The sequence below is a fragment of the Erwinia plantamica genome (genome assembly GCF_043420595.1).
GTDB lineage: Bacteria > Pseudomonadota > Gammaproteobacteria > Enterobacterales > Enterobacteriaceae > Erwinia > Erwinia aeris.
This window is the reverse complement of sequence record NZ_JBGCUC010000010.1, coordinates 1-12,039: the sequence shown is the minus strand read 5'-3', so window position 1 is coordinate 12,039 and position 12,039 is coordinate 1. Positions and strand designations below refer to the sequence as shown.

Genomic DNA, 12,039 nt, shown 5'->3' with positions numbered 1-12,039 from the left:
TCTCGCTATGGCCTAGGTCGACATCATGGACAGGTGCATAACGGCAGGCGAGCGGTCGAAACGGCGCCAGGCCAGCGCAATATCAGTATTTAACGCCGCATCGTCAACAGGGCGAAACACCACGCCGGGATGCGCGATGCAGCATAGCGATTCCGGCACGATAGCGAAGCCGAAACCCGCGGCCACCATGCCGATGGACGAAGAAATCTGCGGTGACTGCTGCCCGGTATGCGGCTGAAAGCCGGCGCGCAGGCAGGCGCTGATCACCAGTTCATACAGGCTTGGCGCAACCTCGCGCGGAAACATAATCAGCGTGTCATCAGCCAGCTGCGACAGGGAAATTTTCGACTGCGCGCCCAGCGCATGGCTGGCAGGCAGCGCCACCAGCATCTTTTCGCTGGCTATTACCTTCAGGTTAAACGCTTTGCTGCTCTCACAGGGCAGGCGAACGAAAGCGGCATCCAGCAAGCCCTCCTGCAAGTCGTGCATTAGCGACGCCATATTTTGCTCACGTGTCAGTATCGTCATTGACGGATAGCGAGCCTGAAAATCCTTCATCAACGCAAAAATCGCCGAATGAAAGGCGACCGAGCTGGCGACACCCAGCGAAAGCTTGCCGGTCACGCCGCGGGCTATCCCTTTGGCTTTCTCCAGCGCATGCCCGGTCAGCTCCAGGATCTGGCAGGCATCCTGATAAAAAGCTTCCCCCGCTTCCGTCAGCTCCACGCCGCGTGACAGCCTCCTCAGCAGCGGCGTACCTATTTCCCGTTCCAGACGCAGAATTTGCTGGCTGAGCGGCGGCTGCGAGATCCCCAGCATTTCTGCGGCACGCGTAAAGTGGCGCGTTTGCGCGACCGCGACAAAATAACGCAGATGGCGGAGTTCCATATCTAATTCGTCTCAAAGTGATGGGCTTTCTATATTGGAATTCATAACTGAATCGAGTCAACATTCAATTAGTAATCCTGAACTGTTTTAGCATAGAGGCAAGTTATGAAACATTCTGTAACCGACTGTTTATGTGAGCAACAGCTGGTTTCAACCGTCAGCGGGCTCCATCAGCAAAGACCAGAAAGCGTCATCTATCAAACCTCTCTGATGAGTGCGTTGCTCAGCGGCGTGTACGAAGGCAACGTTACCGTAGCCGACCTGCTGAAGAAGGGCGATTTTGGTTTAGGCACCTTTAACCAGCTCGATGGCGAGCTGATCGCTTTCGACAGCGAGGTTTATCAGCTGCGTTCCGACGGCAGCGCACGGGAAGCCGATCCGCAGCAGAAAACGCCTTTTGCCGTGATGACCTTTTTCCAGCCTCAGTACCGCCATCGTTTCTCTGCACCGGCCAGCCGTCAGGCTATTCACGATCTGATCGACAGCCAGGTGACTTCGGACAATCAGTTTTGTGCGCTGCGGATCAACGGCCGTTTTTCTGCGGCCTCCACGCGTACCGTACCTTGCCAGCATCGACCCTATCGTTCTATGCCGGAAGTGCTTGGCCAGCAGCCTACCTTCCGGTTCAGCCAGCGCGACGGCGTGCTGATTGGTTTCCGTACCCCGCAGTATATGCAGGGCATCAACGTAGCGGGCTATCACGAACATTTCATTACCGACGATCGCCAGGGCGGCGGCCATCTGCTGGATTACCAGCTGGAAGAGGGCGAGCTGACCTTTGGCGAGATCAGCAAGCTGGTCATCGATCTGCCGGGCGACAGTGATTTTCTGCAGGCCAATCTGAATCCGGAAAATCTGGATTCCGCCATTCGCTCCGTTGAAAGCTAATCCTGAGGAATTAAGATGAAAAACCCAACCGAAACCGCTCTCTGGCAGCACGGCGCCGATTTGGTCGTGGCACAGCTGGAGGCGCAGGGCGTAAAACAGGTCTTCGGCATTCCTGGCGCGAAGATCGACAAAATGTTTGATTCGCTGGTGGACTCGACTATCCAGACCATTCCGGTGCGTCATGAAGCCAACGCTGCCTTTATGGCTGCCGCCGTGGGCCGCCTGACCGGCAACGCGGGCGTGGCGCTGGTGACTTCCGGACCGGGCTGCTCGAATCTGATCACGGGCATGGCGACCGCTACCAGCGAAGGCGATCCGGTGGTGGCGCTGGGTGGACAGGTGAAGCGGGCTGACAGCGCCAAACAGGTGCATCAGAGTATGGATACCGTGTCGATGTTTCGTCCGGTCACCAAATATGCCGTCGAGGTCACCGACTCCAACGCGCTGGCGGAAGTGGTCTCCAACGCCTTCCGTCATGCCGAGCACGGTCGCGGCGGCGGCGCCTTTGTCAGCCTGCCGCAGGATATCGTTGACCAGCCCGCTCGCGGTCAGCTGCTGACCAGTAAAGGCCAGCTGCTGCTGGGGCCTGCGCCGGATGCGGCCATTGCCGCCGTTGCCGCGCAAATTGCCAAAGCAAAAAACCCGGTACTGCTGCTGGGCCTGATGGCCAGCCAGCCGGCAAACAGCGATGCGATCCATCGCCTGCTGGAGCGCAGCCGCATTCCGGTTACCAGCACTTATCAGGCCGCCGGCGCGGTCAGACAGGAACACTTCTCACGTTTTGCGGGCCGCGTTGGGCTGTTTAACAACCAGGCGGGCGACCGTCTGCTGCGCGAGGCCGACCTGATTATCACTATCGGCTACAGTCCGGTTGAGTACGAACCGGCCATGTGGAACAGCGGCGGCGCCACGCTGGTACATATCGACGTGCTGCCCTCCGATGCCGATAACTGCTATCTGCCTGATGCGGAACTGATTGGCGATATTGCCGCCACCGTCGACAAGCTGGCCGAGCGCATTGATACGCCTTTACAGCTCAGCGCAGAAGCGGCAGCCATTCTGGACGATCGGCAACAGCAGCGTCAGCTGTTATCAATGCAGGGCAAAAATCTCAACCAGTTCGCGCTGCATCCGCTGCGGATCGTGCGCGCCATGCAGGACATCATTAACAACGACGTCACGCTGACCGTGGATATGGGCAGCTTCCATATCTGGATCGCTCGCTATCTCTATAGCTTCCGCGCCCGCCAGATCATGATCTCCAATGGGCAGCAGACCATGGGCGTGGCGCTGCCATGGGCTATCGGTGCCTGGCTGGTGGATCCGAGTCGTAAAGTGATCTCGGTTTCCGGCGACGGCGGCTTTTTGCAGTCCAGCATGGAGCTGGAAACGGCGGTCAGGCTGAAAGCCAATATCCTGCACATCATCTGGGTCGATGAGGCCTACAACATGGTGGCGATGCAGGAAGAGAAGAAATATCAGCGCGTTTCCGGCGTGAAATTCGGGCCGGTTGATTTTAAAGCCTATGCGCAGGCGTTCGGCGCAGCGGGCTTTGCGGTGGAAAGCGCGGCTGAGCTGGAGCCGACGCTGCGTAAAGCAATGGATGTCAACGGGCCTGCTGTGGTCGCCGTACCGGTGGATTACGCCGATAACCCAATGCTGATGGGTCAGCTGCATCTGAGCCAGATTCTTTAGTATTCAAGGAGATAATATGAAAAAGAAAGTAGCCTTAGTCACGGGTAGCGGCCAGGGGATCGGCAAAGCCATAGCGCTGCGTCTGGCAAAAGACGGTTTTGCCGTGGCGGTCGCGGACTATAACAACCAGACCGCGCGTCAGGTGGCCGACGAAATTGCCAGCGCAGGCGGTAAAGCGATTGCGGTAACGGTAGACGTCTCAAAGCGTGACCAGGTCATCGCTGCGGTGGAACAGGCTCGTAAAGAGCTGGGCGGGTTTGACGTCATCGTCAACAACGCCGGGATTGCGCCAACTACGCCAATTGAAGAGATCACGGCGGAAATGGTGGATAAAGTTTACGATATCAACGTAAAAGGCGTGATTTGGGGAATGCAGGCGGCAATTCAGGCGTTTAAAGCTGAAGGCCACGGCGGCAAAATCATTAATGCCTGTTCGCAGGCGGGCCATGTCGGCAACCCGGAGCTGGCGATCTACAGTTCCAGCAAGTTCGCCGTACGCGGCCTGACGCAAACCGCCGCCCGCGATCTGGCTCCGTTGGGCATTACCGTCAACGCTTACTGCCCGGGCATTGTTAAAACGCCTATGTGGGACGAGATAGATCGTCAGGTGTCAGAAGCGGCAGGTAAACCGCTGGGCTACGGTACGGCAGAGTTTGCCAAACGTATTACGCTGGGCCGCCTGTCTGAACCAGAAGATGTCTCCGCCTGCGTTTCTTTCCTCGCCGGGCCTGACTCCGACTACATGACCGGTCAGTCGCTACTGATCGATGGTGGAATGGTATTTAACTAATCCCTGCCGACCGCCTTACGAGGCGGTCTTTTTTCATACCGTTCTGATGACCGATCGCTCCTCCTTTCCTGTTGCATATCCTGCGCAAAGCTTGTTAACGAAACGTTTCGATGGCGATCACAGTTCCGCATCATGACGATTGTTTTCCGCCGCCGTTTTTTTACACTCCCGATCAGCGAAACGTTTCGCTCTGGAGTGAAAGATGAAAAAAGGCGCCTTACTGAATTCTGCAATCTCTTCCCTGGTTTCCCGCCTGGGCCACACCGACAGCGTCACTATCGGCGATGCGGGCCTGCCCATCCCTTCAGGGCCGGAGCGCATCGACCTGGCGCTGACCCAGGGCATTCCCGGCTTTATGCAGGTAGTCGAAACCGTAACGAAAGAGATGCAGGTCGAGAGCGCCATCATCGCGGAAGAGATCAAATCTCATAATCCACGGCTCCACGACGAACTTTCCGCACTGCTCGATTTACTGCAACAACGCCAGGGAAACACTATCGCCGTTCAGTACGTTTCTCATCAACAGTTCAAACAGTTAACACAGCGCAGCCATGCGGTTATTCGCAGCGGGGAGTGTTCGCCCTACGCGAACATTATCCTTGGCGCTGGCGTGACCTTCTGAGGCCGTCATGCAACCTTTACTGCAACTACAGGGCATTGAAAAAGCCTTTCCCGGCGTCAAAGCGCTGTCCGGCGCTTCGCTGGCGGTTTACCCCGGCCGCGTGATGGCGCTGGTGGGCGAAAACGGCGCCGGAAAATCTACCATGATGAAAGTGATGACCGGTATCTATGCCCGCGACGCCGGCTCCATTAAATGGCTGGGCGAAGAGGTTAACTTCAGCGGGCCGAAAGCGTCGCAGGAAGCGGGTATTGGCATCATTCATCAGGAGCTGAATCTGATCCCGCAGCTTAGCGTGGCGGAGAACATCTTTTTAGGCCGCGAATTCGTTAACGCTTTCGGCGGCATCCGCTGGAAAAAGCTTTATGCGGAAGCGGACAAGCTGTTACAGCGGCTGAACCTGCGTTTCAACAGCCATAAACTGGTCGGCGACCTGTCGATCGGCGACCAGCAAATGGTCGAAATCGCCAAGGTGCTGAGCTTTGAGTCAAAAGTCATCGTGATGGATGAACCCACCGATGCGCTGACCGATACCGAAACGGCCTCGCTGTTTCGCGTTATTCGGGAGCTGAAAGCGCAGGGCTGCGGCATCGTTTATATCTCGCACCGCATGAAAGAGATTTTTGAAATCTGCGATGACGTCACCGTGTTTCGCGACGGGCAGTTTATCGCCGAAAGAGCGGTCGATACGCTGCACGAAGAAGCGCTGATTGAAATGATGGTGGGCCGCAGGCTGGAAGAGCAGTATCCGCGCCTGAACAAAGCACCGGGTGACGTGCGTTTAACCGTGAAAAACCTTAGCGGGCCGGGCGTAAACGACGTCAGCTTTTCACTGCGTCAGGGCGAGATCCTGGGCGTAGCGGGACTGATGGGCGCGGGCCGTACCGAACTCATGAAGGTGCTGTACGGCGCTTTTCCACGCAGCGGCGGCAGCGTCACGCTCGACGGTAAAACGGTAACGACGCGCACGCCGGAAGAGGGCTTGCGTAACGGCATCGTTTATATCTCTGAAGATCGCAAACGCGATGGGCTGGTGCTCGGCATGTCGGTAAAAGAAAACATGTCTTTAACCGCGCTCGACTACTTCAGCCACGGCGGCGGGCGGTTAAAACATGCCGAAGAGCAGCTGGCGGTCAGCGATTTTATCAAGCTGTTCAACGTAAAAACGCCCTCAATGATGCAGCCGATCGGGCTTTTATCCGGCGGCAACCAGCAGAAAGTCGCTATTGCGCGCGGGCTGATGACGCGGCCTAAGGTGCTGATTCTGGATGAGCCGACGCGCGGCGTGGACGTGGGCGCCAAGAAAGAGATCTACCAGTTAATCAATCAGTTTAAACAAGAGGGGCTGAGCATCATTCTTGTTTCCTCAGAAATGCCGGAAGTGCTGGGCATGAGCGATCGCGTGCTGGTCATGCACGAAGGCCGCCTGAGCGGCGATTTCCCCATTGAACAGGCCACGCAGGAACGCCTGATGGCGGCGGCGGTCGGCAAGCAACATAGCGCGGAGTTGGTCACACCATGAGTACTCAAACCCTACAGGCCAGCCGCGGCAAAGCCTGGCTGCTGGAACAAAAATCGCTGATTGCGCTGGTGGTGCTGATTGCCGTCGTCGCCAGTCAGAGCCCCAATTTCTTTACCCTGAACAATATGTTCAACATTCTGCAGCAGACTTCCGTCAACGCCATTATGGCCGTCGGCATGACGCTGGTGATCCTGACTTCAGGTATCGATCTGTCCGTAGGGTCGCTGCTGGCGCTGACCGGCGCAGTGGGTGCTTCGCTGGTTGGTATAGAGGTTAACGCGCTGGTCGCGGTGGCGGCCTCGCTGGCGCTGGGGGCGCTGATTGGCGCGATAACCGGCACCATAGTGGCAAAGGGCAAAGTGCAGGCGTTTATCGCCACGCTGGTCATGATGCTGCTGCTGCGCGGCGCGACCATGGTTTATACCAACGGCAGCCCGGTGAATACCGGCTTCAGCGATAATGCCGATCTGTTTGGCTGGTTTGGTATCGGACGGCCGCTGGGTATTCCCACGCCGGTCTGGCTGATGGCGCTGACCTTCCTGCTGGCGTGGTACATGCTGCACCATACTCGCCTGGGCCGTTATATCTATGCGCTTGGCGGCAATGAAGCGGCTACTCGCCTTTCCGGCATCAGCGTCAGCCGCGTCAAAATCACGGTCTATGCGCTGAGCGGCATGTTGGCGGCGCTGGCGGGCACCATTGAGGTGGCGCGACTCTCTTCCGCTCAGCCTACGGCGGGCACCGGCTACGAGCTGGACGCCATCGCGGCGGTGGTGCTGGGCGGCACCAGTCTGGCAGGCGGCAAAGGACGCATCATGGGCACGCTGGTCGGCGCGCTGATCCTGGGCTTCCTTAATAACGGCCTGAATCTGCTTGGCGTTTCTTCCTATTACCAGATGATCGTTAAAGCAGTCGTGATCCTGCTGGCGGTGCTGGTGGATAACAAAAAATAACCCTACAGGAATCGAAAATGAAAATGACTAAAATGACGGCGCTGGCCGTGCTGCTCGGCGCAACGCTCAGCGCCAACGCGATGGCGAAAGAGACGCTCGCGCTGGTAGTTTCCACGCTGAACAACCCGTTTTTCGTTTCGTTAAAAGAGGGTGCCCAGAAAGAAGCGGACAAGCTGGGCTACAACCTGGTGGTGCTGGATTCGCAGAACAATCCGGCAAAAGAGCTGGCCAACGTGCAGGATCTTGCGGTGCGCGGCACAAAATTGCTGCTGATTAACCCGACCGATTCCGATGCGGTAGGCAACGCGGTAAAAATGGCGAATCAGGCCAATATCCCGGTGATCACGCTGGATCGCGTGGCTGCTCAGGGCAAAGTCGTCAGCCACGTCGCGTCCGACAACCGCCTGGGCGGCAAAATGGCGGGCGACTATATTGCGAAACGCATCGGCGACCAGGCTAAAATCATTGAGCTGGCCGGGATTGCCGGGACGTCCGCCGCTCGCGAACGTGGCGAAGGCTTCAAAACGGCAGCCGATGCGCATAAATTTGTTATCCTTGCCAGCCAGCCCGCAGATTTTGACCGCACCAAGGGCCTGAACGTGATGCAGAACCTGCTGACGGCCCATCCGGATGTGCAGGCGGTGTTTGCGCAGAACGATGAAATGGCATTAGGTGCGATGCGCGCATTGCAAACGGCGGGCAAATCTGATGTGGTAGTAGTCGGCTTCGACGGCACCGCGGACGGCGTAAAAGCCGTGCAGGGCGGCAAACTCGCTGCCACCGTGGCGCAGCAGCCGGAGCAAATCGGCGTTATCGGCGTGCAAACCGCTGATAAAGTGCTGAAGGGCCAGCAGGTTCAGGCTATCAATCCCGTTGACCTGAAGCTGGTCACTAAATAAATCAAAGAAAAGCATGGCACGCGCCACCTCTTGCAGGTGGCGCCTTTTTCTGGACGCTCCCATGAATAAAACCGGCAGGCTGGCCGTGCTCGGCAGCATCAACGCAGACCATATTCTTAATCTGACCTCCTTCCCCCGTCCCGGTGAAACGGTGATCGGTAAGCAATACCAGATCGCTTTCGGCGGCAAGGGCGCCAATCAGGCCGTCGCGGCCGGACGCAGCGGTGCGGATATCGCTTTTATCGCCTGCGTGGGCGACGACGATATCGGCCAGCGTATCCGTCAGCAGCTGGCGGAAGACCATATCGATATTGCGCCGGTGGAGGTCATCGCTGGCGAATCTACCGGCGTGGCGCTGATATTCGTTAATGATGAGGGCGAAAACAGCATTGCTATCCATGCTGGCGCGAACGCCGCGCTGTCGCCCGCTCTGGTCGAAAAACAGCGGAAGATCGTTGAAAACGCGGATGCCCTGCTGATGCAGCTGGAATCTCCGCTTGAAAGCGTGCTGGCCGCCGCAAAAATCGCCCGTCAGCATCAGACCAAAGTCATCCTCAATCCTGCGCCGGCCATGCCGCTCCCGGACGAGCTGCTGGCGCTGGTGGATATGATTACGCCGAACGAAACCGAAGCGGAAATCCTCACCGGCGTGGCCGTTGCCTCCGATGAAGACGCGGCGCGCGCGGCATCGGTGCTGCACGATAAAGGCATCCACAGCGTGTTGATTACGTTGGGCAGCCGTGGCGTATGGCTAAGCGAAGCGGGTAAAGGCGAGCGCATCTCAGGATTCAAGGTGCAGGCCGTCGATACTATCGCCGCAGGCGATACCTTTAACGGCGCGCTGATGACCGCGCTGCTGGAAGGCAAGCCGTTACCGCAGGCCGTGCGTTTTGCCCATGCGGCGGCGGCAATTGCCGTCACGCGATCCGGCGCGCAGCCTTCGGTGCCTTGGCGTGAAGAGACCGATCGCTTTTTACAGCAGCAGGAGTAGCCCGTGCCCACAATGAAAGATGTCGCTCGTCTGGCGGGCGTATCGACGTCTACGGTTTCCCATGTCATCAACAAAAACCGCTTCGTCAGCGAGGCGGTGAAGGAAAAGGTTACTGCGGCGATTACTGCGCTGAACTACGCCCCTTCTGCGCTGGCGCGCAGCCTTAAACTCAATCAGACGCACACGATAGGGATGCTGCTTACCGCCAGCAGCAACCCCTTCTATTCGGAAGTGGTGCGCGGCGTGGAAAGAAGCTGTTATGAACGCGGCTACAGCCTGGTGCTGTGCAACACCGAAGGCGACGAGGACAGAATGAACCGCAGTCTGGAAACGCTGCTGCAAAAGCGCGTCGACGGTTTACTGATCATGTGCACCGAAAGTCATCTTCCCTCTCCCGAGATCCTTAATCGCTATCCTTCTATTCCTATCGTGATGATGGACTGGTCGCCCTTTGAAGGCGGCAGCGACATTATTCAGGACAACTCGCTGCTGGGCGGCGAACTGGCGACCCGTTTTCTGATTTCGCGCGGCTATACCCGCATTGCCTGTATCGCCGGGCCGCAGGACAAGACGCCGGCGCGTTTGCGGCTTAACGGCTTTTATCAGGCTATGCAGCAGGCGGAATTAGCCGTGCCTGAGGAGTATGTGGTCAGCGGCGACTTTGAATTTCAGGGCGGCTATCACGCTATGAATCAGCTGCTGGCATTGAGCCCTCGACCGCAGGCGGTATTCACCAGTAACGATGCGATGGCCGTTGGCGTTTACCATTCTCTTTATCAGGCGGGACTGTCGGTGCCTGAAGATATGGCGGTGATCGGCTATGACGATATCGAGCTTGCCCGTTATATGACGCCGCCGTTAACCACCATTCACCAGCCCAAAGACGAACTGGGCGAACTGGCTATTGATACGTTGATCCACCGTTTTGCCGATCCCGACGCCAGCCAGCAGCTGCTGGTGCTGACGCCGGAACTGATCGAACGCGGTTCGGTGGCGGAATGCTAGGCGCGTTTTTTCCGCTTTTCCCGGTCGGCAATCAGATGCCGGCCGTCGCCTGGCTTCAGCAGCATAAAGACCAGGCCGGAAAACACCGTTACCACGCCCATCGTCAGGAAAGTGGCGTGGAAGTGATCGACAGTGGTGCCGTTAAAATTGCTATAAAAACGCAGTACTGCCGCGCTGACCGCCACGCCAAAGCTGATAGCCAATTGTTGGGTGACGGCCAGCATACTGTTGCCGCTGCTGGCGTTGCTGTCGTTAAGGTCTGCCAGCGTAATGGTATTCATCGCGGTAAACTGGGTAGACATTGCCATTCCCAGCACAAATAACGGCAGCAGCAGGAGCGCCAGACTGGCCGCAGGCGACTGTAGCGCGAAGCTGGCGATCAGCACGCCAATAATGACGCTGATCCCCGTCAGCGTTTTGCGATAGCCGAACCAGCGCAGCACCTGCGTTACCGTTGATTTCGCCAGGATTGAACCCAGCGCAGTAGGCGCCATCATGCAGCCAGCCAGAATGGCGCTATAACCAAAGCCAACCTGGAGCATCAGCGGCATCAGGAAGGGAATACAGCCTGTACCGAGGCGCGAAGCGATATTGCCTAAGATGCCGACCGAGAAGGTGCGCGTCTTAAACATGGGGAGCGGGATCAGCGGCGTCGGATGATGGCGTGCATGAGCTATATAAAGAAGAAGCAGAAGAATGCCGCCGCTGGTTACCGCCAGCGCTATGCTGCTGGCGACTATTTTTTCGCCGAACAGCTCGATGCCGCTGGAGAGCATCACCAGGCCAATCCCAAAGAGCACAAAGCCGGTAAAATCAAAGCGGCGTTTCGGCGTGGTGAAGTCCGGCATATATTTGCGGGCATAGAAGATACCGAGAACGCCTACCGGAATATTAATCAGGAAGATCCAGTGCCAGCTCGCCCAGGTGACCAGTACGCCGCCAAGCAGCGGGCCCAGCACCGGACCGACCAGGCCTGGCATCGTCACAAAGTTCAGTACGGGCAACAGCTCGCTACGCGGATAGGCTCTTAACAGCGCCAGCCTGGCCACGGGCATCATCATCGCGCCGCCAATCCCCTGCACTATCCTGAACAGAACCAGCATAGTTAAAGAGCCGGAAAGCGCACAGGCCAGCGAACCCAACGTAAATAAAGAAACGGCAGCGATAAAAACTTTCCGGGTGCCAAAGCGATCCGCCAGCCAGCCGCTGACCGGGATCAGCATAGCGACGGTCAGGGTATAGCTGATAACAGCAGATTGCATGGCGAGGGGCGAACGGTTAAGGCTTAAGGCGATGGCGGGAAGTGCAGTATTCAATATCGTGGCATCAAGCGCCTGCATAAAGAAAGCCATGGCGGCAATCCACGGAAGTCCGGCCATACTGCGCGCGGATTTTATCATTGGGCATCCTTCTCAGTCGTTATTACCGACAGGAAAATCCTGCGAAGTAAAAAGAATAGCATCGGCAGGCCGGTGATTGTGATGGATATAAAAGAGAATTCGGGGCAATTTGCGGGTTAAATAACCTTAAAAAGTACGTTTATTGTTCCTTTGTTGAAAAAAGAAACGGTCGGAAGTTTTTTTTACAGAAACGCTTGTCAGCCGTCAGAAACTCCCTATAATGCGCCTCCACTGACACGGAACAACGGCCTGACGGTCACCGGGTCAGAAGGTTCAGGAAGCTGAATCGCCGGAGAAAACTTCTGAAAAAGAGGTTGACTCTGAAGGAGGAAAGCGTAATATACGCCACCTCGCGGCAGGAAGCGAAAGCACTGGCCGCAACGCTCTTT

General features: G+C 57.2%; 11 protein-coding genes. 9 read left to right on the top strand and 2 right to left on the bottom strand.

Features of this window, described 5'->3' with window-relative positions; translation table 11 throughout:
* Positions 1–12: 12 nt before the first annotated feature.
* The gene (locus tag AB3U87_RS12460) at positions 13–888 is read right to left on the bottom strand and encodes a LysR family transcriptional regulator (RefSeq protein ID WP_301730559.1); all 876 of its coding nucleotides are present in this window, start codon (positions 886–888) and stop codon (positions 13–15) included.
* A 105-nt stretch (positions 889–993) separates the two neighbouring features.
* Between AB3U87_RS12460 and budA the strand changes: the two genes are divergently transcribed.
* The 9 genes from budA to rbsR all read left to right on the top strand — a co-directional run bounded on the left by budA (position 994) and on the right by rbsR (position 10,250).
* Entirely contained in the window at positions 994–1,776 is a 783-nt protein-coding gene (gene budA, locus AB3U87_RS12455) for an acetolactate decarboxylase (protein WP_253456887.1), read from the top strand.
* Positions 1,777–1,791: 15 nt separating this feature from the next.
* The gene (alsS, locus tag AB3U87_RS12450) at positions 1,792–3,471 is read left to right on the top strand and encodes an acetolactate synthase AlsS (protein ID WP_253456890.1); all 1,680 of its coding nucleotides are present in this window, start codon (positions 1,792–1,794) and stop codon (positions 3,469–3,471) included.
* Between the two features lie 16 nt (positions 3,472–3,487).
* The gene (locus tag AB3U87_RS12445; RefSeq protein ID WP_394149221.1) at positions 3,488–4,261 is read left to right on the top strand and encodes a (S)-acetoin forming diacetyl reductase; all 774 of its coding nucleotides are present in this window, start codon (positions 3,488–3,490) and stop codon (positions 4,259–4,261) included.
* 202 nt (positions 4,262–4,463) lie between these two features.
* Positions 4,464–4,883, top strand: coding sequence for a D-ribose pyranase (gene rbsD / locus AB3U87_RS12440; protein WP_125289156.1), 420 nt, complete (start codon positions 4,464–4,466; stop codon positions 4,881–4,883).
* A 7-nt stretch (positions 4,884–4,890) separates the two neighbouring features.
* On the top strand, positions 4,891–6,402 hold the full coding sequence (gene rbsA / locus AB3U87_RS12435; protein ID WP_253456901.1) for a ribose ABC transporter ATP-binding protein RbsA: 1,512 nt from the start codon (positions 4,891–4,893) through the stop codon (positions 6,400–6,402).
* Positions 6,399–7,355 carry a ribose ABC transporter permease gene (gene rbsC, locus AB3U87_RS12430; protein ID WP_125289154.1) on the top strand — a complete coding sequence of 319 codons (957 nt, stop codon included), beginning with the start codon at positions 6,399–6,401 and terminating at the stop codon, positions 7,353–7,355. Before rbsA ends, rbsC begins: the two co-directional genes overlap by 4 nt.
* A gap of 17 nt (positions 7,356–7,372) precedes the next feature.
* Positions 7,373–8,254: a ribose ABC transporter substrate-binding protein RbsB gene (gene rbsB / locus AB3U87_RS12425; protein ID WP_253456904.1), complete on the top strand. Its 882-nt coding sequence runs from the start codon at positions 7,373–7,375 to the stop codon at positions 8,252–8,254.
* A gap of 61 nt (positions 8,255–8,315) precedes the next feature.
* On the top strand, positions 8,316–9,245 hold the full coding sequence (rbsK, locus tag AB3U87_RS12420) for a ribokinase (protein WP_253456907.1): 930 nt from the start codon (positions 8,316–8,318) through the stop codon (positions 9,243–9,245).
* Positions 9,246–9,248: 3 nt separating this feature from the next.
* Positions 9,249–10,250, top strand: a complete 1,002-nt coding sequence (rbsR, locus tag AB3U87_RS12415) for a ribose operon transcriptional repressor RbsR (RefSeq protein ID WP_394149217.1) — start codon at positions 9,249–9,251, stop codon at positions 10,248–10,250.
* Here rbsR and mdtD read toward each other — a convergent pair.
* Positions 10,247–11,650 (bottom strand): multidrug transporter subunit MdtD, encoded by a 1,404-nt coding sequence (gene mdtD, locus AB3U87_RS12410; RefSeq protein WP_394149215.1) that lies wholly within the window; start codon positions 11,648–11,650, stop codon positions 10,247–10,249. The genes rbsR and mdtD overlap by 4 nt on opposite strands.
* Positions 11,651–12,039: the final 389 nt, after the last annotated feature.